Source organism: Frigoribacterium sp. 9N (assembly GCF_902506305.1).
GTDB lineage: Bacteria > Actinomycetota > Actinomycetes > Actinomycetales > Microbacteriaceae > Frigoribacterium.
On the sequence record NZ_LR733392.1, the window covers coordinates 924,606 to 949,554 of the forward strand.

A 24,949-nucleotide genomic window follows, 5' to 3' on the forward strand; every position below is an offset into this window, starting at 1 on the left:
GCGGAGGGACGGCGCGGGGAATGGCGGGGCACGGCCGAGGGTTGGGCCTGCCGTGACCGCAGACCCAGCCACCCCGTCCGCGACCGTCAAGGTCGACATCTGGTCCGACATCGCCTGCCCGTGGTGCTTCATCGGCAAGCGCAAGTTCGAGGAGGCCGTGCGACGTTTCGACGGCCCCGTCGAGGTCGAGTACCACTCGTTCGAGCTCTCGCCCGACACCCCGGTCGACTTCGAGGGCGACGAGGTCGACTTCCTCTCGAAGCACAAGGGCATGCCCGCCGACCAGGTCCGCGGCATGCTCGACACCGTCGCCGGCATCGCGTCCGAGGTCGGCCTCGCCTACGACTTCGAGCACCTGCAGCACACCAACACGGTCAAGGCGCACGAGCTGCTCCACTTCGCCAAGGCGAACGGGCGTCAGGCCGAGATGAAGGAACGCCTCCTCCACGCCTACTTCGAGGAGGGCCGCCACGTGGGCCGCGTCGACGATCTCGTCACGTTGGCCGCCGAGGTCGGCCTCGACGAGCAGGAGGCGCGCGAAGCTCTCGAGACCGGGCGTCACCTCGACGACGTGCGGTCCGACCAGGCCCAGGCGCAGGCCTTCGGCATCACCGGCGTCCCGTTCTTCGTCCTCGACGGCAAGTACGGCATCTCGGGCGCCCAGGCTCCCGAGACGTTCGTCCAGGCCCTCGAGCAGGTCGCCTCCGAGGTGGCCCGATGAGCGATTCCCGCGAGGCCGGGGCCGGGTCGGGGGCCGGGCTCGCGACGCCGTCCGCGCCGTTGACCATGCTCGGTGCACCGGACGCCGTCGCCTGTGAGGGGGACTCCTGTCTGGTCGTCCCCCCGGTCGCCGAGGGCACGTCCGCGGTCGGGTCCCCGGCCGCCGAGCCCGGGAGGCGCGGCGTCAGTCGCTGACGTCGGCCACGGTCGCGTCGTACGCGGCGACGAGGTCGTCGGCCTCGACGAAGGCGCTGAAGCCGTGGGCTCCGGCACCCAGGGCGACGCGCCTCCCCACGATTCGGGAGTCCGCGACCACGGGCCACGCGGTCGAGCTGCCCAGGGGGGTGATGGTGCCCCGCTCGTATCCGGTGACCTCGAGGGCGACGTCGGCGCTCGGCATCGACAGCTTGTTGACGCCCACGACGGCTCGGAGCTTCGCCCACGAGATCTGTCGGTCGCCCGGCACGAGCGCGAACAGGAACGAGCCGTCGTGTCGCTTGACCACCAGGCTCTTCAGGATGTCGGACGGTTGCAGCCCGAGCAGAGCGGCAGCGGCCTCGAGCGAGTCGGCCGCGGGGCGCGCGACGATCTCGACCGCGAGACCGCGCGCAGCGGCGTCCGCCCGCACCCGGTCCGCGCCGTCGAGTCGACCCTGGTCGCCCCCGACGTCCGCGTCGTCCACACCACTCGTCAGCCCGCCGTCGCTCATGGGAGAATCGTAACGATGTCCACCACCACCCTGCCCTCGCGCGGCCTCTCGATCGGACCGATCGACGTGGCCTCGCCCGTCGTGCTCGCCCCCATGGCCGGAATCACCAACACGGCGTACCGCCGCCTCTGTCGCGAGTACGGCGCCGGCCTCTACGTGAGCGAGATGATCACGAGTCGGGCGCTGGTCGAGCGCACGCCCGAGTCGATGCGCCTCATCCAGCACCACGAGTCCGAGACGCCGCGCAGCATCCAGCTCTACGGCGTCGAGCCGAACACGGTGGCCGAGGCGGTCACCATGCTCGTCGCCGAGGACCGCGCCGACCACATCGACCTCAACTTCGGCTGCCCGGTGCCCAAGGTCACGCGCAAGGGCGGTGGCTCGGCCCTCCCCTGGAAGATCGGCCTCTTCCGCGAGATCGTCGAGGGTGCCGTCAAGGCCGCCGGCGACATCCCGTTGACCGTCAAGATGCGCAAGGGCATCGACGACGACCACCTCACCTATCTCGAGGCCGGTCGAGCCGCCCAGGGGGCCGGGGTCGCGAGCATCGCGCTGCACGCCCGCACGGCCGCCGACTTCTACTCGGGCACCGCCGACTGGTCCGCCATCGCCACCCTGAAGCAGACCGTGACCGACGTGCCGGTCCTCGGCAACGGCGACATCTGGTCGGCGGCCGACGCCCTGCGCATGGTCGACGAGACCGGGTGTGACGGCGTCGTCGTGGGTCGCGGCTGCCTCGGTCGGCCGTGGCTGTTCGGCGACCTCGCCGCGGCCTTCCGCGGCGAAGACCTGAAGGCCGAGCCGACGCTCGGCGAGGTGGGACGGGCCTTCCGGCGCCACGCCGAACTCATGGTCGAGTTCTGGTCGGGCGACGAGGGCCGCGCCTGCCGCGACATGCGCAAGCACGTCGCGTGGTACTTCAAGGGCTACCCCGTGGGCGGTGAGGTCCGGGCGGCTCTCGCCCTGGCCGACTCGTTGCAGCAGATCGACGACCTGCTCGCCACGATGGACCCCCACGAGCAGTACCCCGGCGAGGCGGCCGAGGGGCCGCGTGGCCGTGCGGGCAGCCCGAAGCGGCCCGCCCTGCCCGATCGGTGGCTCGAGAGCCGCGAGCTCGACGAGGCCTTCAAGGCCGAGCTCGCCGCGGCCGAGCTGCACCACAGCGGCGGCTAGGCACCCCCTCCCGAGATCCCTTCCCGTCCCGACCGAGAGGCCCCGGTGTCCACCGAAGCCCTGCCGAGCGCCACCCCCGGGTACGACCCCGCCGACTCCGAGCGCTGGGCGCCCGAGCAGCACTCCAACCGGCGAAGCGACTTCGCCCGCGACCGGGCCCGGTTGCTGCACTCCAGCGCGCTCCGGCGCCTGGCGGCCAAGACGCAGGTGCTGAGCCCCACGGCCGGCCTCGACTTCGCGCGTAACCGGCTGACGCACTCGCTCGAGGTGGCGCAGGTCGGTCGCGAGCTCGCCACGAGCCTCGGCCTCGATCCCGACGTCGTCGACACGGCCTGCCTCGCGCACGACCTCGGCCACCCGCCGTTCGGGCACAACGGCGAGCGGGCGCTGAACGACTGGTCGACCGACATCGGCGGCTTCGAGGGCAACGCGCAGACCCTGCGTCTGCTGACCCGCATCGAGCCGAAGGTCATCGACGCGACGGGACGCAGCTTCGGGCTGAACCTCACCCGTGCCAGCCTCGACGCCAGCTGCAAGTACCCGTGGCCCGCGGCCCAGGGCATCCCCGACCCGGGCGGTCGCATGAAGTTCGGTTTCTACGACGACGACACGGCCGCCTTCGAGTGGCTGCGTCGGGGTGCCCCGCGTCGCCGGCGGTGCGTCGAGGCCCAGGTCATGGACCTCAGCGACGACATCGCGTACTCGGTCCACGACTTCGAGGACGCCGTGGTCAACGGCTACGTCGACGTGGCCGCCCTCGGGGCGCGGGTCGACCACGACTCGCTCGTGACGGCCATGCACGAGTGGGTCGGCGGAGAGCTCAGTCGCGACGAGTTGACCGAGGCCTTCGACCGGTTGCAGGCGCTGCCGTTCTGGCTCGAGTCGTACGACGGCAGCCGGTTCGCGCAGGCCCGTCTCAAGAACCTCACGAGCCAGCTGATCGGGCGCTTCGCCGGTTCGGCCACCCAGGCGACGCGTGAGTCCTATCCCGGTGACGCCCTGATGCGCTTCGGCGCGTCGGTGGTCGTCGCCCCGGACGTGATCGGCGAGATCGCCGTGCTCAAGGGCATCGTCGCGGCCTTCGTCATGACGCGGGACAACCGGCAGCCCATCTACCTGCGCCAGCGCGAGGTCCTGACGAGCCTCGCCGACGCCCTGTGGCAGGCGGGCCCGTCAGAACTCGACCGTGGCTTCGCCGCCGACTGGGCCTCGGCGGACGACGACGCCGCGAGGCGCCGGGTCGTCGTCGACCAGGTCGCCTCGCTGACCGACCAGAGCGCCATGGCGTGGCACGACCGGCTCACCGCCGGCCGCTGACGGCGAGTCGCCGAGGAGGCGCGGGTCCCGACCGGCCGCACCGCGCCTCCTCGTCCTCCCGCGGCCGACCTCCCGGGTCGGCGTGGTCGGTGGCTCGACCTACAATCGACACGTGCCCGGCCTGATCAAACGCAACGACATCGACGAGGTCCGGTCGCGCACCAACATCGCCGACATCGTCGGCGACCACGTCACGCTCAAGGGGGCGGGCGTGGGGTCGCTCAAGGGGCTCTGCCCGTTCCACGACGAGCGCAGTCCGAGCTTCCACGTGCGGCCCCAGGTGGGGCGGTACCACTGCTTCGGCTGCGGTGAGGACGGCGACGTCTTCAGCTTCGTCATGAAGACCGACCACACGACCTTCCAAGAAGCGGTCGAACGCATGGCGGCGCGCATCGGTTTCGAGCTGCACTACGAGGACGGCGGGCAGGCCAGCGACCACGGCAACAGGGCGCGTCTGATCTCGGCGAACGAGGCCGCGCGCGAGTTCTTCGTGGACCACCTCACGGCCGCCGACGCCGAGCCCGCCCGGCGCTTCCTCGGCGAGCGGGGGTTCGACCCGGCCGCGGCCGAGCGGTTCGGCGTGGGGTTCGCCCCCAAGTCGTTCGACGCCCTGCGGTCGCACCTCAAGGGGCTCGGTTACCGCGACGACGAGCTCGTCACCGCGGGGTTGCTGAGCCAGGGCGACCGCAGCCCCTACGACCGCTTCCGCGGGCGGCTGGTGTGGCCGATCCGCGACGTCACGGGGTCGACCATCGGGTTCGGCGCGCGTCGGTTGCTCGAGGACGACAAGGGCCCGAAGTACCTCAACACCCCCGAGACGCCGATCTACCACAAGTCCCAGGTGCTCTACGGGCTCGACCTGGCCCGTCGGGACATCTCGAAGGGCAAGCAGGTCGTCATCGTCGAGGGCTACACCGACGTGATGGCGTGCCACCTGGCCGGGGTCACGACGGCCGTCGCGACCTGCGGCACGTCGTTCGGCGTGGACCACATCAAGGTGCTGCGACCCATGCTCGGCGACGTCAGCGGGGCCGACACCTCGACCGGCGGCGAGGTCGTCTTCACCTTCGACCCCGACGAGGCGGGCCAGAAGGCGGCGTCGCGCGCGTTCGCCGAAGAGCAGCGGTTCGCCGCACAGACCTTCGTCGCCGTGGCCCCCGACGGGCTCGACCCGTGCGACCTCAGGCTGAACCGCGGCGACGACGCCGTGCGCCGCCTCATCTCGACCAAGCGTCCGATGTTCGAGTTCATGATCCGCCGGCTCATCGACGGGCACGACCTCGAGACGGTCGAGGGTCGCGTGTCGGCGCTCCGGGCGGCCTCGCCGGTGGTGGCGGGCATCCGGGACCGCTCGATGACCCAGGGCTACGTGCGGTCGCTGGCCGGGTGGCTGGGGCTCGACCCGGCCGACGTCGCTCGGTCCGTCGACGACGCGGGTCGCGCCTCCTCGGCGCAGAACGCGCTCGAGCGGTCGCAGCCCAAGAGCGCCACCGACGGCCGACAGTCGATCACGAGCCTGCCGCCGGTGCCCGACGAGCCGGCCGGGCCGAGCCTGCTGACGCTCCCGGGCGACCTGACCACCCGCACCGAGCGCGACGCGCTCATGGCGATGCTGCAGCACCCGGCGACGGTCGGCTTCGAACTCATGCAGCGGGCGGCACGGGCACGCATCGAGAACGGTGCGCTGGCCGTCGTCCGCGACGCGATCGGCGCGAGCCTCGACCGGTTCGACTCGGCCGACTGGCTCGACGTCGTCCTCGGCCAGACCCCGTCGCCGTTCGACGCCCTGGCGAAGGAGCTCGCCGTCGCCCCCATCCCCGAACGCGAGGGACGCGAGATCACGACCTACTGTCGCGGCATCGTCGTCTCGATCGTCGAGCGCGACCTGATCCGCGAGAAGTCCGAACTGCTCGGGCAGTCGTTCCGCACCGACATGAAGACCGAACCCGAACGCTGGCGTGAGATCCAGGTGCGGATCGCCGCCGTCGAGGCCGAGCGTCGGTCCATCCGCCAAGAGTGAGGTCGGGGGCCGCCATGTGGCACTCGGGCCTGAACGCGCATACATCGCGAGGACGCTCCGCCGGCCTCGAGGCGACCAGTTGGCAAGGGTTCGTTGCGGGCCTGTAAACAGTTGCGCGATGAGCCCGTCTCGCGCTCACGTGTGTGTTACCAATGGACGTTCCCTGAAACGGCCGCGTCCACAGCACGGCCCGGGGCCCCTTGCACACAGAGAAAGAGGTAACCGGATATGACATCCGACTCCACGCTCGCCCGACGCGCCCTCGCCGTCGTCGGTGGCGCCGCTGCCACCGCACTCGTCCTCTCGGGCTGCGCCTCCGGTGGTGACGCGACCGACGCCCTCGACGGTCTCAGCATCGGCACGACCGACGTCATCACGTCGCTCGACCCGGCCGGTTCGTACGACAACGGCTCGTTCGCCGTCCAGAACCAGGTGTTCGGCTTCCTGACGAACGCCCCGTACGGCAGCCCCGACGTCGAGCCCGACCTGGCCGAGTCCGCCGACTTCACCAGCCCGACCGAGTACACGGTCAAGCTCAAGGACGGACTGACCTTCGCGAACGGCAACGCGCTCACCTCGAGCGACGTCAAGTTCAGCTTCGACCGCCAGCTGGCCATCGCCGACCCCAACGGCCCGTCGTCGTTGCTCGGCAACCTGGCCAGCACCGACGCGCCCGACGACACGACCGTCGTCTTCACGCTCAAGTCGGCCGACCAGACCTGGCCCCAGGTGCTCTCGAGCCCCGCCGGCCCGATCGTCGACGAGGACGTCTTCTCGGCGACCGGGCTCACCGACGCCGACGACATCGTCAAGGGCAACGCCTTCTCGGGTCAGTACACGATCACCGACTACTCGCAGAACGAGACGATCGCCTACGAGGCGAACGACGCCTACGACGGCGTGCTCGGTGCCCCGAAGACCGACTCGGTCACGGCGACCTACTACACCGAAGAGACCGACCTCAAGCTCGCCGTCCAGAACGGCGACGTCGACGTCGCGAACCGCAGCCTGAGCCCGACCGACCTGGCCGACCTGGCCAAGGACGACGCGCTCACCGTGCACAACGGCCCCGGCGGCGAGATCCGCTACCTGGTGTTCAACTTCAACACCATGCCCTACGGTGCCACGCAGCCCGACGCCGACCCGGCCAAGGCCCTGGCCGTGCGTCAGTCCGTGGCCGACACGGTCGACCGTGCCGCCCTGGCCAAGGACGTCTACAACGACACCTACACGCCGCTCTACTCGGTCGTCCCCGACGGCCTGACCGGTGCGACGACGCCCCTCGAGGGCCTCTACGGCGACGGCCAGGGGGGCCCCGACGTCGACAAGGCCGCCGCGGCCCTGTCGGCCGCCGGCGTGAGCACCCCGGTGTCGATCGACCTGCAGTACAGCCCCGACCACTACGGTGCGTCGAGCGACGAGGAGTACGCGCTGATCAAGTCGCAGCTCGAGGCGAGCGGCCTGTTCACCGTCAACCTCCAGTCGACCCTGTGGGACACCTACAGCACCGAGCGCCGCGAGGACGCCTACCCCGTCTACCAGCTGGGTTGGTTCCCCGACTTCTCGGACGCCGACAACTACCTGACGCCGTTCTTCAGCGCGGACAACTTCGTCGGCAACCACTACGACAGCCCGACCGTCCAGGGTCTGCTGACGAAGGAGATCGGCGAGCAGGACGCCTCGGCTCGTGAGGCGACCATCGGGGACATCCAGGACGCCGTCGCGGCCGACCTGCCGACCCTGCCGCTGCTGCAGGGCACGCAGGTCGTCGTCTCGCAGTCCGACGTGAAGGGCGTGGACGACACGCTCGACGCGTCGTTCAAGTTCCGTTACGGTGCGCTGAGCCGCTGACGCGCCTCCCCGTCCCCTGAGTCCCGCCGGTCCGCCGGTCGGCCTCGGGGGACGGGGGACTCCGCACCACGGCCGTACGCCGAGGGGGCGACCCGCGACACCGCGGGGCGCCCCCTCCGGTCTGCGACCGGCACCACACCATCGAAAGGCCCAACGACGTGACCCTGATCACCGACGGTTCCCTCACGGCACCGCCCACCTCCAGTCCCGGGAAGTCCCGGAGTTCCGGCGGCGGCGGCCTCGGACGCTACATCGTGATCCGCGCGATCCTCATCGTGCCCACCGTGTTCATCCTCGTCACGCTCGTGTTCTTCCTGATGCGCGTGGTCGGCAACCCGATCACCGCCTCCGTCGGCGGGCGACTCACCGAGGCCCAGCTGCAGGAGCGTCTCGCCGCCGCCGGCTACGACCGCCCAGTGATCGTGCAGTACCTCGAGTACCTCGGCCAGATCGTCCGAGGCGACTTCGGCACCACCGCGACCGACAACCGCGAGATCAGCGGCATCCTGCTGCAGTACGGCAGCGCCACGATCGAGCTGGTCTTCTACGCGCTGATCGTCGCGCTCGTGCTGGGCATCCCGCTCGGCATGCTCGCCGCGTACGTGCGCGACCGTTGGCCCGACGCGATCCTGCGCGTGTTGGCGATCCTCGCCTATGCGACCCCGGTCTTCTTCGCGGGCCTGTTGCTCAAGCTCACCTTCTCGGTCTGGCTCGGCTGGCTCCCGCTCGGCGGTCGTGCCAGCACGCGGGTCGCCATCGCCCTGGGGCGCATCGACAACCCCACGGGCATCTACATCGTCGACGCCCTGCGGACCGGCAACTCGACGATCATCGTCGACGTCCTCTCGCACGCCGTGCTGCCCGCCCTCGCGCTCGGCGTGCTGACCGCCGGCATCTTCCTGCGCCTGGTGCGCACGAACGTCATCGGCACGCTCGGTTCCGAGTACGTCGACGCGGCGCGGTCGCGGGGCGTCAGCGAGTTCCGGCTCGTCCGGGCCCATGCGCTCAAGCCCGCCCTGATCCCGATCATCACCGTCATGGGGCTGCAGATCGCGATGCTGCTCGGCGGCTCGGTGCTGACCGAGACCACCTTCGGCTGGCGGGGGCTGGGCTTCCAGCTGCAGCAGTACCTGTCGGCCCGCGACTTCATCGCCGTGCAGGGCATCGTCGCCGTGCTCGCCGTCATCGTCGCCGTGACCAACTTCGTGGTCGACGTGATCGCCGCCCTGATCGACCCCCGCGTGAGGTACTGACCATGACCGATTCGACCGTCGCGGCCGACCGCCGCGAACCCCTCTACAAGCGCCTCCCCGTCGTCGCCCAGATCCGCCGTTCGGTGGGGCTGCAGCGCGGCATGCTGCTGACCGGCGTCGTCATCGTCGCCGTGTTCGTGCTGCTGGCGATCTTCGCCCCCCTCATCGCGCCCTACGGCTTCGGCCAGCTGCGCGGTGCCACCGAGGCCTTCCCGCGCCAGGCGCCACCGTCGGCCGAGCACCTCTGGGGGACGACTGTCGGCGGCTACGACGTGTTCAGCCGCGTCATGTGGGGCACCCGGACCGCCGTGGCCGTCGTCATCGTGGCCGTGGTGCTGTCGATCACGATCGGCGTGACGCTCGGCCTGATCTCGGGCTACCTCGGCGGGTGGCTCGACCGCGTGCTCGTCGTCGTCGCCGACGCGGTCTACGCGTTCCCCTCGCTGCTGCTCGCCATCGTCGTCTCGATCGTCATCAGCGGGGGCCAGTCGAGCCTCTGGGGCGGCATCGTCTCGGCGGGCATCTCGATCACCGTGGTGTACGTCCCGCAGTACTTCCGCGTCGTCCGCGCCGAGGCAACGAGGCTCAAGGCCGAGGCGTTCGTCGAGTCGGCCAAGGTGAACGGCAGCAGCACGGGCCGCATCATGTTCAAGCACGTCCTCCGCAACGCCACGCGGAGCCTGCCCCTGATCCTCACGCTCAACGCGTCCGAGGCGATCCTGACCCTGGCGGCCCTCGGCTTCCTGGGGTTCGGCATCGGCCCGACCGCGGCGGCCGAGTGGGGTTACGACCTGAACCGCGCGCTCTCCGACACCGCCAGCGGCATCTGGTGGACCGGCGTCTTCCCCGGTGCGGCGATCGTGCTGATGGTGCTCGGCATCACGCTGATGGGCGAGAGCCTGAACGACCTGGCCGACCCGCGCCTCCGGACCCGCCGTCGCGCGAAGCGCAAGACCAAGGGCACCCGCCGCACCGAGCAGGCCCCGACCACGACCCACGACGAGGTGACCGCATGACCGCCGACACGACCACGACCGGCCGACCCGCGACGCCGCGCGACGAGCGCCCCGTCGCCGTCGGCATCACCGACCTCGAGGTGACCTTCGCGACCGACGGCGGCGACGTCGCGGCCGTCCAGGGCGTGACGCTCGACGTCCGCGCCGGCGAGGTGCTGGCGATCGTCGGCGAGTCGGGGAGCGGCAAGACCGTCACGGCGAAGACGATCCTCGGCCTCTTGCCCGAGACCGCGGTCGCCACCGGTGCCGTGCTGCTCTCGGGGCAGAACGTCCTCGAGGTCGGCCCGAAGAAGGTGCGCGAGCTCCGCGGCACCGACGTCGCCATGGTCTTCCAAGAGCCGTCGACCGCGCTCAACCCCGTCTACACGGTGGGCTGGCAGATCGCCGAGGGCCTGCGGGCCCACGGCAAGGTCGGACGCAAGGAGGCGCGGGTCAAGGCGATCGACATCCTGCGTCGCGTGGGCATCCCCGACCCCGAGACCCGCGTCGACTACTACCCGCACCAGTTCTCGGGCGGGCAGAAGCAGCGCGTGGTCATCGCGATGGCGCTCGTGCTCGACCCGTCGGTGATCGTCGCGGACGAGCCGACCACGGCCCTCGACGTGACCGTGCAGGCCGAGATCCTCGACCTGTTGCGCCGCTGCCGGGACGAGTTCGGCACGGCAATCGTGCTGATCACCCACAACATGGGCGTCGTCGCCGACCTCGCCGACCGCGTCGCCGTCATGTACCTCGGCAAGGTCGTCGAGCAGGCCCCGGCCGTCGAGCTGTTCGCGAACCCGCAGGACGACTACACGAAGCGCCTGCTCGGCTCGGTGCCGAAGCTCGAGGCCCGCGGCCACACGCAGCAGGAGCAGCCCGCCGACAGCGAGGTCGTCGTACGTGCCCGGGGTCTCGAGATCGAGTACCCCGGTCGCCTCGGCCGCGGCGGCTTCCGGGCCGTCAAGGGCGTCGACTTCACCATCGCCCGCGGCGAGGTCCTCGGCCTCGTCGGCGAGAGCGGTTCCGGCAAGACGACGATCGGACGGGCCATCGCCGGGCTGACGAAGGTCACCGGGGGGTCGCTCGAGGTGCTGGGCATCGAGATGAACGGGGTGCACGAGCGTGACTTCAAGCCGAAGCGCGCCGACATCGGCTTCGTCTTCCAGGACCCCGCGTCGAGCTTCAACCCGTTGCTGACGATCGCCGAGTGCGTGGCCGAGCCGCTCATCGTGCACGGTCGTGCGAAGGACGCCCGGGCCGCCCGTCCGCGCGTCGACGAACTCCTCGAGGCGGTCCAGCTGCCCAAGTCGTTCGCCGACCGGTACCCCCACGAGCTCAGCGGCGGGCAGCGTCAGCGGGCGAGCCTCGCCCGGTCGCTCGCCCTCGACCCGACGCTGTTGATCGCGGACGAGCCCACCAGCGCGTTGGACGTCTCCGTGCAGGCCCGGGTGCTCGAGCTGTTCACCGAGTTGCAGTCGCAGCTGGGCTTCGCCGCCCTGTTCATCAGCCACGACCTCGCGGTCGTCAACATGCTGGCCGACCGGATCGGCGTGCTGTTCCACGGCGACCTGATCGAGAGCGGACCGAACGACCAGGTCCTCGGCGCGCCCGAGCATCCCTACACGCAGCGCCTGCTGGCGTCGCTGCCGGTGCCCGATCCGATCGAGCAGGCGTCCCGCCGCGAGCGGTTGGCCGAACTCGACCGCCGGGCGGCGGGCGACCCGGAGCGCGGAACCGACACCGTCGGGGCGGCCTGACGGTGCCGGGTCGCGAGCTCGACCTCGACCAGCCGGTCGTCACCGACGACCTGTCGCTGCTCTACCCCGCCCGGGCGGGCCATCCGGCCGTGCGCGCCGTCGACGGGGTCACCCTGCGGGTCGAGCCGGGCGAGATCGTCGCCGTGCTCGGCGAGAGCGGTTCGGGCAAGTCGACGCTCGCGATGGCCCTCGCCGGACTGACCGGCACGGGCCGCGTCGACGAGGGGCGCCCGCGTCTGGTCGGTGGGACCGCACGGGTCTTCGGCCAGGACGTCGGCAAGCTCTCGGGCCGGCGCCGGGACCGGCTCTCGGCCATGGTCGGCTACCTGGCGCAGGACGACGGCGAGCGGCTGAGTCCCGACCTGACCGTCGGCGAGGCCATCGCCGAGCCGATCTACCAGCGCGACCGCAAGTTCGACCGCACCGAGGCCGGGCGCATCGTCGCGACGCTCGTCGACGGCGTGCACCTGCCGCTCGGCACCATGCTCAAGCAGACCTGGGAGCTCAGTTCCGGTCAGCGACAACGCGTCGCCCTGGCCCGCAGCCTCGTCCTCGAGCCCCCGCTGCTGATCGCCGACGAGCCCGCCCGGGGGGTGGACGTGCTCGTCCGCCAGGCCGTCCTCGACGTCATCGGGAACCTGCACGAGGGGCGTCAGTTCTCGGCGCTCGTCGTCACCTCCTCGGTGGCCGAGGCCCGAGCGATCACCGACCGCGTCGCCGTCATGCGCGGTGGCCGTCTGGTCGGACTGGGCGACATCGACGAGGTCCTGCGGACCGGCATCGACCCCTACGTCAAGGTGCTCTCGCAGACGACCCCGATCGACATCATCCGCCCGGAGGAGCGCGAGGCCGGGCGACCGCTCGACCCCGACGCCGGCCTCCGCGGAGACCGGCCCTCGTGACCGCCGAGCCGGCCACGGGCCCGACCACCTCGGACGCCGCAAGGGCGACGAGCCCGGGAGGCGCGCGCGGCCACCGCGCGGTCGTCACCGCGGGCCCCGTCCTCGCCCCGGGGCGACGCCCGACCCCGGGTGCCGTCTCGGTGGCCACGTCCGCTCCCCCGCCCCACCCCGGTCTTCGTCGACGCCGTGAGGGCCGGGGGAGCGGACGTCGTCCCCCTGGGCCCGGAGACCCGTGGCCTGGTCTGGCTCTCGTACCGCGACCCCGACGGCCTGGCCCGCGCGCTGGACGAGAACCCGGGCATCGAGTGGATCCAGCTGCCCTACGCCGGGGTCGACGCCTTCTCCGAGGTCATCACGGCCCGTGCCGACCGCGCGCTGCCGCTCTGGACGAGCGCCAAGGGGGCGTTCGCCGAACCCGTCGCCGAGCACGCCCTCATGCTCGTGCTGTCGCTGCTGAGGGTCGTTCCCCAGCGCGTGCGCGCCACCTCCTGGGCCACCGAACAACAGGGCCGGTCGCTCTACGGACGGCACGTCGTCATCGTCGGGGCGGGGGGCATCGCGATCGAGCTGATGCGCCTCCTGGCCCCGTTCGACGTCCGGGTGACCATCGTGCGCCGGTCGAGCGAACCCGTGCCCGGGGCCGACCGGACCGTCCCCGTCGAGCGACTCGACGAGGTGTTGCCCGAGGCCGACGTCCTCGTCCTCGCCGCCGCCGCGACGCCCGGCACGGCAGGCCTCCTCGACGCGCGTCGGCTCGCCCTGCTGCCGGCGACGGCCGTGCTCGTCAACGTCGCGCGGGGCAGCCTGGTCGACACGGACGCCCTCGTCGAGGCGGTCAGGGCGGAGCGACTCTGGGGCGCGGGGGTCGACGTCACCACGCCCGAGCCGCTCCCCGACGGGCACCCGCTCTTCGGCGAGCCGCGTGTCGTCGTCACGCCGCACCAGGCGGACACCCCCGAGATGACGGCCCCGCTGCTGGCCGAGCGCATCCGGCTCAACGTGCGGGCCTTCCTCGGCGACGGGGAGTTCGTCGGCGTGGTCGACCCGCACGACGGGTACTGACGCGGCGCTCGGAGCCGTGCGACGCGCCGCGTCGTCGGCGTGGTCCCTCGGGGGCTCAGATCTTTGCTAGTGTTGTCTCCGCTGTCACGGACGAAAGTCCGGGGCGGTTGCCATTCCTCGATAGCTCAATTGGCAGAGCAGCCGGCTGTTAACCGGCAGGTTGTTGGTTCGAGTCCAACTCGGGGAGCGAAGGCCCAGAGGCTCCACCCTCTGGGCCTTTTCTCTTGCCCGGTCCGTCCTCGGCCTCTCTCGCCGTTCCGTTACGTTCCGTTCCGTGCCCGAACGAGAAGGAGGCGCGTCCTGCGGTTCGCAGGACGCGCCTCCTCGGTCGCGGGGTCGGCCGGGGCCGGCCGTCAGTCCTCGAGGTGGTCGACGCCCGGCAGCCAGGTGCTGCCCGGTTGTCCCCAGCCCTTCTTGCGGACCGCCTTCGCGGCCGCCTTGTGGAAGGGATGCTCGAGCCGGTCCGCGTACAGGATGCCGTCGAGGTGGTCGTACTCGTGCTGGAAGACGCGGGCGAGCCAGCCCCAGGCCTCGATCTCGACCGCGTCGCCGTCGAGGTCGGTGGCCCGCAGCACGACGCCGTCGGCACGCCGCAACGGGAACCTCTCGCCGGGCACCGAGAGGCAGCCCTCGGACTCGGAGTCGTCGTCGAGCGGCTCGATCGAGAGCGGACTCTGCCAGAGCGTCGGGTTGATGGCCACGCCGCGCCACAGCTCGCCGTCGTCGTCGGTCCACGAGTAGACGAACAGGCGCTTGCCCACGCCCACCTGCGGGCCCGCCAGACCGACGCCCGGGGCGGCGTCCATCGTCTCGAACATGTCGGCGACGAGGGTGCGCAGGTCGTCGTCGACGACGGTCACCTCGGAGGCGGGGGAGTGGAGCACGGGGTCACCCGTGATGGAAATGGGTCGAACGGCCATTCGTCCAGACTATCCAGCGCCACGGCGCTAGCGTGGACGCCGTGACGACGGACATCGGGGAGCTCACCCAGCAGGTATCCCTGACCCCCTATCAGGCGCTCGGCATCCCGATCGCGCTGATCGGAGCGGTGTTCCTCTCGATCGGCGCCCAGCTCCAGCACCAGGGCGTCGCCAAGGTCGAGCGACGGATCGGTGCGGCGAAGAGCGGCATGAACGTCCGCCAGGTGCTCGCCCTCGTGGGCCGCCCCTCGTGGGTGCTGGGCACGCTGATGCTCGGCCTCGCGATCCTCTTCCAGCTGACCAGTCTGCGCATCGCCCCGCTCCTCGTGGTGCAGCCGCTCGGGGCGGTCGCCCTCGTCATCACGGCGGTCCTCAACTCCCGTTCGACGGGTCGACGACTCGACCGGCGCGCCAAGCGGGCCATCCTCTTCTGCGTCGGCGGCGTCGGGCTCTTCGTCACCGTGGCGGCCTTCACGGCCATCGAGCCCGAGATCACCACGCGGCAGCTCGTCACGGTCCTCGTGATCCTCGCCGTCGTCGGCTCCGTGCTGGGTGTCGCCTTCGCCCTGTTGCGCCGCCGTCGCAGCGCGCTGTTCTACATCATCGCGGCGGGCGTGCTCTACGGCTTCGTCGCGACCCTCGCCAAGGTCGTCCTCAACCGGGTCTTCGCCGGCAACTTCGACTGGTTGACGATCGTGTGCATCGTGTTCCTGCTCGCGGCAGGCCTGCTCGGCGGGTACTTCGTGCAGAACGCCTACTCGTCCGGCCCACCCGACCTCGTCATCGCCGGTCTCACGGTCGTCGATCCGCTCATCGCGGTCGGCATCGGCATCGTCGTCCTGGGCGAGGCGCAGAACGCCCCCGCGATCGCCGGCGTCTTCTTCGTCGTCGCGGCCGCCATCGCGGTCTACGGCGTGTTCCAACTCGCCAAATACCATCCCCAGACCCGAGCCTGAGCTAGCGTGGGGTCGTCTCGCCCGCCGGTCGACGATCGTCCGGGCACGATGCGCCGCACACCCCACCGAGCACGAGAAGGACGCCACGACCCGTGACACCTGCCCCGACGCCCTCGGAACCCGGCCGACCCGACGACGCGACGTCGGCTGACGTCGCGACCCGCGCCTCCTCGGGGTCGTCCGACCGCCTGACCGTCCTGATCGCGGGCGACACCTTCCCGCCCGACGTCAACGGCGCCGCCAACTTCACGGAGCGGCTCGCCGTGGGGCTCGCCCAGCGCGGCCACGACGTGCACCTCATGGTGCCCGCGGCCAGCCGGCACCACGGCACCTTCCTCGAGCAGCACGGCGGCGTGACGTTGACCGTCCACCGGCTGTACTCGACGCGGTGGCCGCTGCACGACTGGCTGCGCTTCGCCACCCCGTGGCGCGTGCAGGAGCACGCCGAGGCGATCTTCGACGAGATCCACCCCGACGTCGTCCACATCCAGTCGCACATCGTGATGGGCCGGGGCGTCGCGCAGGTCGCCGAACGCCGGGGCGTGCGGATCGTCGCCACGAACCACTTCATGCCCGAGAACCTGCTCGAGCACACCGGTCTGCCCAAGGGGCTGCGCGCCAAGGCGACCCAGATGGCCTGGAACGACGCGAGCAAGACGTTCCACAAGGCCGCGGCGATCACGACCCCCACGCAGAAGGCGGCCACGTTCCTCGAGAAGTCGGTCGCGGTCACGGGCGTGCTCGCCGTCTCCTGCGGGATCGAGGCCGGGCACTACACCGCCCTCGACACCCGTCCGGCCGAGAACCGCATCGTGTTCGTCGGCCGGGTCACGGCCGAGAAGCAGATCGACGTGCTGCTCAAGGCGATGACCCTGCTCGACCCGACCCTCGGCGCGACGCTCACGATCGTGGGCGGCGGAGACCTCTTCAAGCAGCTCCAGACGACCAGCCGCGACCTCGGCCTCGCCGACGTCGTCACCTTCGCCGGGTACCTGTCCGACGACGAGTTGCGACGCACGCTGACCGAGTCGACGGTCTTCGCCATGCCGTCGATCGCCGAACTCCAGAGCATCGCCAGCCTCGAGGCGATGGCGTCGGGGCTGCCCATCGTCGTGGCCGACGCCATGGCCCTGCCGCACCTGGTCGACGAGGGCCAGAACGGCTACCTCTTCCGCCCGGGCGACAGCCGCGACCTCGCCGACAAGCTCACGACCGTGTTGACCGCCCCCGACGACGAGTACCTCGCGATGCGCCGGGCCAGCCTGAAGATGATCGAGGGGCACGACATCGAGCGAACGCTCAGCGTGTTCGAGAGCCTGTATCGTGGTCAGCCGGTGGTCCCCTCCACCGACGCGGCGTCCGACCGCGCGCACTGACGGTCGACCGCGGCACCGCCCCGGCCGGCCACGGCTCGCACCGGTGGGCCGACGCGAGGGGCGGTAGCTCAGCCGGTTAGAGCAGTCGACTCATAATCGATCGGTCACGGGTTCAAGTCCCGTCCGCCCTACTCGTGGTGTCCGGTGGCGCCTGCCCCGGTTCCGGTCGGTTCGCGGCCTCCGGGCCTGCTGTGAGCGCGGCCGCGTCGTCGCCCGGCGTCCGTCGTGCGTGGCACGATGTCGTCCATGTTCACCAAGCGGCCCCGACAGCCGGAGCCCGACCCCGACGCCTGGGGCGGCGCCTCCTCCGACGACGCCGGGCGATCCGGCCCGGCGCGCATGGGCGTGGGGGCCCAGGTGTACGTCCTCGACTCGGACGAGGACCCTTCTACGCCGTTCCCGTACGGCCCGACGGGCATCGTGGTCCGGGCCGGGGGCAGCGCCTGGCAGGGGGTGTCGGCCATCGGCGGCTCGGCCCGCACCTGGTGGGTCGAGTTCGACTCGCCCCAGATCGACCGTGACGGCGACGGGCCCGTCTCGCAGGCGCAGGTCGCGGAGCGCTGGCTGCGCCTCGCCCCCCTCGCCTGACCGCCGCCGCAACCGCCCGCGCGCCACCGTCCGGCCCGACCCCAGTCCGTACCGCCTCGACCCCATCGCGTGGTCGGCAACTCCTGACTCCCGTCGTACCGGCCGGCGTCCGTCCCGTGACTCCGGGCCCGGGTCTCGGAGCTGCGACACCGGTCCTGAGTTGCCGACGCGTGCCGGCAACTCCTGCCCCCTGCGGCGCCGATCGGCGAGGGTCGCGTGCTTCCGGGCCCGGGCTTCCTCGACGCGGCACCGATCCGGAATTGCCGACACGTCCCACGTCGCGCACGGGGGTCGAGGTCGAGGCCAGGTCGTCCGCTGCGCGTTCCCGACGGCCGTCGCACGCCCCGGGAATGCCACGCCCCACCCCGAGGTTCACCGAAGTGCATGCAAACGCATGCAGATGTTCTAAGGTGGAGCAATGCAGTTCGGAATCTTCAGCGTCGGCGACATCACGACCGACCCCACCACCGGTGCCACCCCGACCGAGGGCGAGCGCCTCCAGGCGATGGTCACCATCGCGAAGAAGGCCGAGGAGGTCGGTCTCGACGTCTACGCCGCAGGCGAGCACCACAACCCGCCCTTCGTGAACTCGAGCCCGACGACCCTCCTCGCCTACATCGCCGCGCAGACCGAGCGCATCGTGCTCAGCACGGCGACGACGCTCATCACGACGAACGACCCGGTCAAGATCGCCGAGGACTTCGCGATGCTCCAGCACCTCGCCGGTGGCCGGGTCGACCTGACGCTCGGTCGCGGCAACACGGGCCCGGTCTACCCCTGGTTCGGCAAGGACATCCGTCAGGGCATCAACCTGGCGATCGAGAACTACGCCCTGTTGCACCGTCTCTGGCGCGAGGACGTCGTCGACTGGAAGGGCCACTTCCGCACCCCGCTGCAGGGCTTCACGGCGACCCCGCGTCCCCTCGACGGCGTCGCGCCCTTCGTCTGGCACGGGTCGATCCGCAGTCCCGAGATCGCCGAGCAGGCCGCTTACTACGGCGACGGCTTCTTCGCCAACCACATCTTCTGGCCCGCCTCGCACACGAAGCAGATGGTCGAGCTCTACCGCAGCCGCTTCGAGCACCACGGGCACGGGCGTGCCGACCAGGCGATCGTCGGTCTCGGCGGTCAGGTCTTCCTGGCGAAGAACTCGCAGGACGCCAAGCGCACCTTCCGTCCCTACTTCGACAACGCCCCGGTCTATGGCCACGGCCCCTCGATGGAGGACTTCACGAGCCAGACCCCGCTCACCGTCGGCAGCCCCCAGGAGGTCATCGACCGCACCCTCGGCTTCCGCGACTACGTCGGCGACTACCAGCGCCAGCTCTTCCTCATGGACCACGCCGGCCTGCCCCTGAAGACGGTCCTCGAGCAGCTCGACATCCTCGGCAGCGAGGTCGTGCCGGTCCTCCGTCGCGAGTTCGCCGCGAACCGTCCGGCCGACGTGCCCGACGCCCCCACGCACGCTTCGCTCGTCGAGGCCGCGGCCCGGGCGTCGCGGTCCACGGCCACACCCACCGCGCACGACGCGCTCACCGCGTCGTCCGCCCGCTGAGACACGGAGGAGGCGCGCCATGAGCACCAAGAGGATCATCGCCCTGTCCGCGGGGCTGGGCCAGCCGTCCTCCACCCGTCTGTTGGCCGACCGGCTGGTGGAGGCCACCACGCGTGACCTCGTCGGCCGCGGCTCGTTCGTCGAGGTCGAGGTCGTCGAGCTGCGCGACCTCGCGCACGAGGTGACGGACGCGATGCTGACCGGCTTCGCGCCTCCCGCCCTCGCCGAGGCGCTCGAGAAGGTGACGAGCGCCGACGGCGTGATCGCGGTCACGCCCGTCTTCTCGTCCTCGTACAGCGGCCTGTTCAAGTCGTTCGTCGACGTGATGGACCACAAGGCGCTGACCGGCACGCCCGTGCTGATCGGGGCGACCGGCGGCACGGCCCGCCACTCGTTGGCCCTCGAGTACGCGGTGCGACCCCTGTTCGCCTACCTCCAGGCCGTCGTCGTGCCCACCTCCGTGTTCGCGGCGTCCGAGGACTGGGGCGAGGGCGACGGCACCTCCACGACGCTGCCCGAGCGGGTCACGCGCGCCGCGGGGGAGTTCGCCGAGCTCGTGGCGCGGCACGAGGGCGCGCTCGACGACCCGTTCGCCGCGGTCGTCCCGTTCGACGAGCAGCTCCGGCGCCTCGCCGTGGGCGGCGACGACCTGCACGACTGAGACGACGGACGAGGAGGCGCGGTGCCGGTCCCGACCACGTCCCGTCCGTCGGGGCATGAACCGCGCCTCCCCGGCGTTGCCCCTCGTCAGACCCCAGGAGGACCGATGACCGACAGCACCGCCGACACCACCCGCCCGTCCGAGCACGCGGCCGCGCAGGCCGAGCTCGACCGCTTCCACGTCCTGCGCCGCACCCGCGCGGTGTCGCCGCAGGGTCCGCTCGCCCTGACCGGCACGCAGTGGGTCGACCACGAGCAGACCGTCTGGGGCGTGCCGGGCCGCTGGGCGCCGACCCCGCAGGGCGTGTCGGGACTGGCGCTGACGGCCGCCGCGGCGGACGGCATCCACGTGGACGGCGACCTGGTCGACGGCACCGTCGTCGTGGCGGGTGACGACGCGATGGTCCCGAGCAGCCTCCGGTTCTCGGAGACCACGACCGGCACGGTGATCGCGAACGACGACCACACCGGGTACGCCCTGCGCGTCTGGGACTCCGCGTCGGACGCCGTGACGGGCTTCGGGTCGATCGACGCCTTCCCGTTCGACCCGGACTGGGTCGTCACGGCCGACTTCGTGCCGACCGCGCCCGACACCCAGGTCGACATCCGTCACCAGGCGGACCTCGAGCTCAGTCGGCCCAAGCCGTTGCCCGGGCTCATCCGCTTCACCCGCGACGGGGTCGACCACGAGCTCGCGGCGTTCCCGTCGGGTGACGGCGACCGGTTGCAGCTCGTCTTCGGCGACGCGACCAACGGCGACAGCACGTACTCGGTCGGGCGGTTCCTCTTCCCGACCCCGAACGGCGACGGCACCATCACGCTCGACTTCAACCGGGCCGTCCTGCCGCCCTGCGCCTTCTCGTACGCCTTCAACTGCCCGATCCCGCCGGCCCAGAACCGCTTCGTGTCGCCGATCGAGGCGGGCGAGAAGAACGTCCTCGACGCCGCCGGTCAGCCGCTGCACTGAGAACGGGCCGTCGGTGTCGGCGCCGGGTGGGATGATCAGGCGGTGTTCTTCCTGCTGCGTCGACTGCCCGACGGCGACGTCGAGCTGACGCGGTACGAGCGCGGCGCGTCGGGGTTGCTCGAGGCGGTCGGCGTGGAGACCATCCCCGCGGCCGACCTGCCGGCGCGCGTGGCCGGCCTCGAGCGCGAGGCCTCGCCCCGCTGGGTCTGGGACGACACCCCGCGGTGGTACCCGCGCCTCCTCGACGCGGGGGTCACGCTGGCGCGCTGCGTCGACCTCCGGCTCGTGCACGCGATCCTGCGACGGTCGACGGCGGCGCCGGCCTTCCCCCTCGGAGGTGCGGCTCCCGGGCCGTGGGACGTCGCCCAGGCGTCGCCGGGCGAGTCCGACGGACTCTTCGAGGTCCTCCCCGAGTCGCTGCCCGACCCGGCGGCCGAGTTCCTCGCCCAGCGCGGGGCGGTCGAGGCGTCGCCCGCCCGGGGTCGGCTCGAGCTGCTCGTCGCCGCCGAGTCCACCGGTGCGTTGATCGCGGCCGAGATGCGCCACCGGGGCATCCCGTGGTCGCGCCGGGTGCACGACGAACTGCTGACCGCCGCCCTCGGGCCGAGGCCCGCCCCGGGGGAGCGACCGGCCCGCATGCGCGACGCCCTCGACGAGGTGCGGCAGGCGCTCGACGCGCCCGACCTCAACCCCGATTCGCCCGCCGAGCTGATCAGGGCCCTCAACCGTGCGGGCGTGCTCGTGCAGTCGACGCGGCAGTGGGAACTGCAACGGCACGAGCACCCCGCGATCGAGCCGTTGCTCCGCTACAAGAAGATGCAGCGGCTGCTCGTCGCCAACGGCTGGGCCTGGCTGGACGCCTGGGTGCACGGTGGGCGCTTCCGCCCCGACTACGTGCCGGGCGGCGTCGTGACCGGCCGGTGGGCCACGAGCGGAGGAGGCGCGCTGCAGCTTCCCCGGGCGGTCCGCGGGGCCGTCGTGGCCGACCCGGGCTGGAAGCTCGTGGTCGCCGACGCCTCGCAACTCGAGCCGCGCATCCTGACCGGCCTGTCCGGCGACCGCTCGATGGCCCGGGCCGGGTCGGGCGACCTCTACGAGGGCATCGTCGCCAGCGGAGCCGTCGCCACGCGGGCCGAGGCCAAGGTCGCGATGCTCGGCGCGATGTACGGCGCGACCCAGGGCGAGAGCGGCCGTCTCGTGCCCCGCCTGGCGCGGCGGTTCCCCGACGCCATGGCGCTCGTCGAGACGGCGGCGCGCACGGGCGAGGCCGGGGGAGTCGTCGACACCCTGCTCGGCCGCAGTTCACCGCGGCCGTCCGACGACCCGGACGCCTCCGGGGGCGCCGGGGCGGGCGCGCTGCCTCCCGAGATGGGCGTGCGGCCGGCCGATCGCGACGCACGCTCGTGGGGTCGGTTCACGCGCAACTTCGTCGTGCAGGGCACCGCCGCGGAGTGGGCCCTCTGCTGGATGGGTGCCCTGCGCCGTCGTCTGCACGCGCGCTGGGGGACCGGCGTCCCGGCACCCCACTTCGTGTTCTTCCTGCACGACGAGGTGGTGGTGCACGCCCCCGCGGCCGCCGCCGACGAGGTCGCGGCGATGGTCGCCGACAGCGCGGTCGAGGCCGGCCGGCTGCTCTTCGGCGACGCCCCGGTGGCCTTCCCGGTCACGGTCGCGGTCGTGGACGACTACTCGCAGGCCAAGTGAGCCGGCCGGCCGTGCGAGACGCCGCACCATTCGCAGGTGTTACACAGTTGTGATTTCTCAGGCGGGTCGGTCATAATTCACAGAACGGGGCACCGTCCCGCGCATCACCGGGTCCCGGCCCGCACAATCGAAGAACGCACACGAATCACGTCTGACAGGTCGATGGGGAAGTCGCACCTGAACCAGATGGAGGAATCGTGGCTGCTGCAACCGCTCGGGGAGTGCTCTACGTGCACTCGTCCCCTCGTGCACTGTGCCCACACGTCGAGTGGGCCGTCGGTCGTGCCCTCGGGCACGGCGTGAACTTCGCCTGGGTCGACCAACCCGTGCTGCCCGGCGCCCAGCGCACCGAGTTCTCGTGGCAGGGCGACGAAGGCTCCGGCGCGCGCATCGCCTCTGCTCTGCGGGGCTGGGAGCACCTCCGCTACGAGGTGACCGAAGACCCCGGCGAGACCCACGACGGGGGTCGCTGGATGCACTCTCCCGACCTGGGCGTGTTCTTCGCCCAGACCGACACCGCCGGCAACACGGTCATCCCCGAGGACCGCATCCGCTACGCGATGGAGATCGCCGGGTCGAACACCCTCGAGTTGCACCGCGAGCTGCGTCTCGCCCTCGGCCAGGCCTGGGACGACGAACTCGAACCGTTCCGCTACAGCGGCGAAGGCAACCCCGTCGTCTGGCTGCACAAGGTCAGCTGACCCGGCCCTGCCCGGGGAGGGGCGTCCCGGGCGCACCGGGTGACGACGCAGGAGGCGCGGGTGGCGTGATCACGCCACCCGCGCCTCCTGCGTCGGTCGCCTCGGTCAGACCGAGCGGAACCCGACGACGGCGTTGTGGCCGCCGAAGCCGAACGAGTTGCTGATGGCCACGATCTCGCCCTCGGGCAGGGGGCGCGGTTCTCCGACGACGACGTCCATGTCGATCTCGTCGTCCATCTGCGTGACGTTGATCGTCTGCGGTGCCACGCGCTCGTGCAGCGCCTTGACCGTGAACAGCGCCTCGATGCCGCCCGCGCCGCCGAGCAGGTGGCCCGTGGCCGCCTTGGTCGCCGAGACGATCAGCTTCGAGGTGTGGTCGCCGAAGACGCGCTTGATGGCGTGGTACTCGGCGATGTCGCCGACCGGGGTGCTCGTCGCGTGGGCGTTGACGTGGACGACCTGGTCGCGGTCGACCCCCGCGTTCTCGAGCGTCGCGATGACGGCCCGGGCGGCGCCGGTGCCCTCGGGGTCGGGAGCGGTGATGTGGTACGAGTCGCTGGTGACCGCACCACCGATGAGCTCGGCGTAGATGCGGGCCCCGCGGGCCAGGGCGTGCTCCTCGGTCTCGAGGACGAGCGCCGCGCCTCCTTCGGCGAGGACGAAGCCGTCGCGCGTGACGTCGTAGGGACGCGAGGCGGTGGCGGGGTCGTCGTTGCGCTTCGAGAGGGCCTGCATGGCCGCGAAGGAGGCCAGGGGCATCGGGTGGATGGCCGCCTCGGAACCGCCGGCGACGGCGATGTCGGCGAGGCCGGACTGCAGGTGCTCGTAGGCCATGGCGATCGACTCGGTGCTGGAGGCGCAGGCCGACACGACCGTGCGGGCTCCGGCGCGCGCACCCAGGCTCATCGAGATGGCGGCGGCGGGACCGTTCGGCATGAGCATGGGGACGGTCATCGGCAGGACGCGTCGCGGGCCCTTCTCGCGCAGGGTGTCCCACCCGTCGAGCAGCGTCCAGACACCGCCGATCCCGGTGGCCCAGTCGACGATGAAGCGTTCGGGGACGACCTCGGGCGAGCCGGCGTCGGCCCAGGCCTCGCGGGCCGCGGTGAGCGCGAACTGGCTCGACGGGTCGAGGCGCTTGATCTCGCGGCGGTCGAGCACGTCGGCCGAGGGGGTGCGTGCCTGGCCGGCGAAGGTGACGGGCAGCTCGTACTTGGCGACCCAGTCCTGTTCGAGCGTGGTGATGCCCGACTGGCCGGCGAGCAGGTTCTGCCAGCTCTCGGTGGCGGTGCCACCGAGCGGGCTCGTGGCGCCGAGGCCGGTGACGACGATCTTCTTGGTCATTGACGTTCCTTCTGGGAGGGCCGGTCGGTGGGCTGTGCCGATGTACGACGACGCCGTGACCCGGGCTGCAGCCGAGGCTGGTGGCGTGGGGTCGACGGCGTCGAGGGCACAGCGGCGGGGCCCGGTCGCCGTGAAGGCGACCGGGCAGCCGACGTCTTAGTTCTGCGCCTTGTGGATGTACGTGACGGCGTCGCCGACGGTCTTGAGGTTCTTGACCTCTTCGTCGGGGATCTTGACGTCGAACTTCTCTTCGGCGTTGACGACGATGGTCATCATGGAGATCGAGTCGATGTCGAGGTCGTCGGTGAACGACTTGTCCATCTCGACGGTGTCGGTGGCGATCCCGGTCTCGTCGTTGACGAGCTCGGCGAGGCCGGCGAGGACTTCTTCGGTGGACAGTGCCATGGTGTTGTCTC

23 protein-coding genes and 2 tRNA genes are annotated in these 24,949 nt (G+C 71.5%); 21 read left to right on the forward strand and 4 right to left on the reverse strand.

Annotation, left to right across the window (positions count from 1 at the left end; genetic code table 11):
• The first annotated feature begins 52 nt into the window (after positions 1 to 52).
• Both ARTHRO9V_RS07390 and ARTHRO9V_RS07395 read left to right on the forward strand, forming a co-directional pair.
• Positions 53 to 721, forward strand: a complete 669-nt coding sequence (locus ARTHRO9V_RS07390; RefSeq protein ID WP_159826441.1) for a DsbA family protein — start codon at positions 53 to 55, stop codon at positions 719 to 721.
• Positions 718 to 915, forward strand: coding sequence for a hypothetical protein (locus tag ARTHRO9V_RS07395; RefSeq protein ID WP_123570174.1), 198 nt, complete (start codon positions 718 to 720; stop codon positions 913 to 915). Before ARTHRO9V_RS07390 ends, ARTHRO9V_RS07395 begins: the two co-directional genes overlap by 4 nt.
• Here the strand turns inward: ARTHRO9V_RS07395 and ARTHRO9V_RS07400 are convergent.
• Positions 905 to 1,429: an aminoacyl-tRNA deacylase gene (locus ARTHRO9V_RS07400; RefSeq protein WP_159826443.1), complete on the reverse strand. Its 525-nt coding sequence runs from the start codon at positions 1,427 to 1,429 to the stop codon at positions 905 to 907. The genes ARTHRO9V_RS07395 and ARTHRO9V_RS07400 overlap by 11 nt on opposite strands.
• Positions 1,430 to 1,444: 15 nt before the next feature.
• Here ARTHRO9V_RS07400 and dusB point away from each other — a divergent pair, with 15 nt between their 5' ends.
• The 10 genes from dusB to ARTHRO9V_RS07450 all read left to right on the forward strand — a co-directional run bounded on the left by dusB (position 1,445) and on the right by ARTHRO9V_RS07450 (position 13,949).
• Entirely contained in the window at positions 1,445 to 2,602 is a 1,158-nt protein-coding gene (gene dusB / locus ARTHRO9V_RS07405) for a tRNA dihydrouridine synthase DusB (RefSeq protein ID WP_056045623.1), read from the forward strand.
• Positions 2,603 to 2,647: 45 nt separating this feature from the next.
• A complete protein-coding gene (locus tag ARTHRO9V_RS07410) occupies positions 2,648 to 3,919 on the forward strand; it encodes a deoxyguanosinetriphosphate triphosphohydrolase (RefSeq protein WP_082460243.1) in 1,272 nt (423 codons plus the stop codon).
• A gap of 112 nt (positions 3,920 to 4,031) precedes the next feature.
• Positions 4,032 to 5,939 carry a DNA primase gene (gene dnaG, locus ARTHRO9V_RS07415; protein WP_159826445.1) on the forward strand — a complete coding sequence of 636 codons (1,908 nt, stop codon included), beginning with the start codon at positions 4,032 to 4,034 and terminating at the stop codon, positions 5,937 to 5,939.
• Positions 5,940 to 6,167: 228 nt separating this feature from the next.
• Positions 6,168 to 7,790: an ABC transporter substrate-binding protein gene (locus ARTHRO9V_RS07420; protein ID WP_056045617.1), complete on the forward strand. Its 1,623-nt coding sequence runs from the start codon at positions 6,168 to 6,170 to the stop codon at positions 7,788 to 7,790.
• A 158-nt stretch (positions 7,791 to 7,948) separates the two neighbouring features.
• Positions 7,949 to 9,043 (forward strand): ABC transporter permease, encoded by a 1,095-nt coding sequence (locus tag ARTHRO9V_RS07425; RefSeq protein ID WP_055972446.1) that lies wholly within the window; start codon positions 7,949 to 7,951, stop codon positions 9,041 to 9,043.
• Positions 9,044 to 9,045: 2 nt separating this feature from the next.
• On the forward strand, positions 9,046 to 10,059 hold the full coding sequence (locus tag ARTHRO9V_RS07430) for an ABC transporter permease (protein WP_056045614.1): 1,014 nt from the start codon (positions 9,046 to 9,048) through the stop codon (positions 10,057 to 10,059).
• Positions 10,056 to 11,798 carry an ABC transporter ATP-binding protein gene (locus ARTHRO9V_RS07435; protein WP_082460242.1) on the forward strand — a complete coding sequence of 581 codons (1,743 nt, stop codon included), beginning with the start codon at positions 10,056 to 10,058 and terminating at the stop codon, positions 11,796 to 11,798. The genes ARTHRO9V_RS07430 and ARTHRO9V_RS07435 overlap by 4 nt, the downstream gene beginning before the upstream one ends.
• A gap of 2 nt (positions 11,799 to 11,800) precedes the next feature.
• Entirely contained in the window at positions 11,801 to 12,700 is a 900-nt protein-coding gene (locus tag ARTHRO9V_RS07440; RefSeq protein WP_157485310.1) for an ATP-binding cassette domain-containing protein, read from the forward strand.
• 186 nt (positions 12,701 to 12,886) lie between these two features.
• Positions 12,887 to 13,762 (forward strand): NAD(P)-dependent oxidoreductase, encoded by an 876-nt coding sequence (locus tag ARTHRO9V_RS07445; RefSeq protein ID WP_159826447.1) that lies wholly within the window; start codon positions 12,887 to 12,889, stop codon positions 13,760 to 13,762.
• Between the two features lie 114 nt (positions 13,763 to 13,876).
• Positions 13,877 to 13,949: transfer RNA gene (locus ARTHRO9V_RS07450), tRNA-Asn, on the forward strand.
• Positions 13,950 to 14,115: 166 nt separating this feature from the next.
• On the opposite strand, the gene def is transcribed toward ARTHRO9V_RS07450, so the two are convergent.
• Positions 14,116 to 14,682, reverse strand: coding sequence for a peptide deformylase (def, locus tag ARTHRO9V_RS07455; protein ID WP_056045610.1), 567 nt, complete (start codon positions 14,680 to 14,682; stop codon positions 14,116 to 14,118).
• Between the two features lie 41 nt (positions 14,683 to 14,723).
• Here def and ARTHRO9V_RS07460 point away from each other — a divergent pair, with 41 nt between their 5' ends.
• The 9 genes from ARTHRO9V_RS07460 to ARTHRO9V_RS07500 all read left to right on the forward strand — a co-directional run bounded on the left by ARTHRO9V_RS07460 (position 14,724) and on the right by ARTHRO9V_RS07500 (position 23,189).
• Complete coding sequence (locus tag ARTHRO9V_RS07460; protein WP_123570787.1) at positions 14,724 to 15,638, forward strand: DMT family transporter; 915 nt, start codon at positions 14,724 to 14,726, stop codon at positions 15,636 to 15,638.
• Between the two features lie 92 nt (positions 15,639 to 15,730).
• Positions 15,731 to 17,014: a glycosyltransferase gene (locus ARTHRO9V_RS07465; RefSeq protein WP_324289741.1), complete on the forward strand. Its 1,284-nt coding sequence runs from the start codon at positions 15,731 to 15,733 to the stop codon at positions 17,012 to 17,014.
• Between the two features lie 57 nt (positions 17,015 to 17,071).
• Positions 17,072 to 17,145, forward strand: a tRNA-Ile gene (locus ARTHRO9V_RS07470).
• Between the two features lie 115 nt (positions 17,146 to 17,260).
• On the forward strand, positions 17,261 to 17,602 hold the full coding sequence (locus ARTHRO9V_RS07475; RefSeq protein ID WP_148053615.1) for a hypothetical protein: 342 nt from the start codon (positions 17,261 to 17,263) through the stop codon (positions 17,600 to 17,602).
• 418 nt (positions 17,603 to 18,020) lie between these two features.
• Positions 18,021 to 19,157, forward strand: a complete 1,137-nt coding sequence (locus ARTHRO9V_RS07480) for an LLM class flavin-dependent oxidoreductase (RefSeq protein ID WP_159826449.1) — start codon at positions 18,021 to 18,023, stop codon at positions 19,155 to 19,157.
• Between the two features lie 19 nt (positions 19,158 to 19,176).
• The gene (locus ARTHRO9V_RS07485; RefSeq protein ID WP_159826451.1) at positions 19,177 to 19,818 is read left to right on the forward strand and encodes an FMN reductase; all 642 of its coding nucleotides are present in this window, start codon (positions 19,177 to 19,179) and stop codon (positions 19,816 to 19,818) included.
• Positions 19,819 to 19,923: 105 nt separating this feature from the next.
• Positions 19,924 to 20,784 (forward strand): DUF1684 domain-containing protein, encoded by an 861-nt coding sequence (locus ARTHRO9V_RS07490; RefSeq protein WP_159826453.1) that lies wholly within the window; start codon positions 19,924 to 19,926, stop codon positions 20,782 to 20,784.
• A 42-nt stretch (positions 20,785 to 20,826) separates the two neighbouring features.
• Positions 20,827 to 22,488: a bifunctional 3'-5' exonuclease/DNA polymerase gene (locus tag ARTHRO9V_RS07495; RefSeq protein WP_370516188.1), complete on the forward strand. Its 1,662-nt coding sequence runs from the start codon at positions 20,827 to 20,829 to the stop codon at positions 22,486 to 22,488.
• Between the two features lie 197 nt (positions 22,489 to 22,685).
• A complete protein-coding gene (locus ARTHRO9V_RS07500) occupies positions 22,686 to 23,189 on the forward strand; it encodes a DUF3145 domain-containing protein (RefSeq protein WP_056045587.1) in 504 nt (167 codons plus the stop codon).
• 105 nt (positions 23,190 to 23,294) lie between these two features.
• Here ARTHRO9V_RS07500 and ARTHRO9V_RS07505 read toward each other — a convergent pair whose 3' ends face one another.
• Entirely contained in the window at positions 23,295 to 24,533 is a 1,239-nt protein-coding gene (locus tag ARTHRO9V_RS07505; RefSeq protein WP_055972470.1) for a beta-ketoacyl synthase, read from the reverse strand.
• Positions 24,534 to 24,689: 156 nt separating this feature from the next.
• Entirely contained in the window at positions 24,690 to 24,938 is a 249-nt protein-coding gene (locus tag ARTHRO9V_RS07510) for an acyl carrier protein (protein WP_043592609.1), read from the reverse strand.
• Positions 24,939 to 24,949 lie beyond the last annotated feature (11 nt).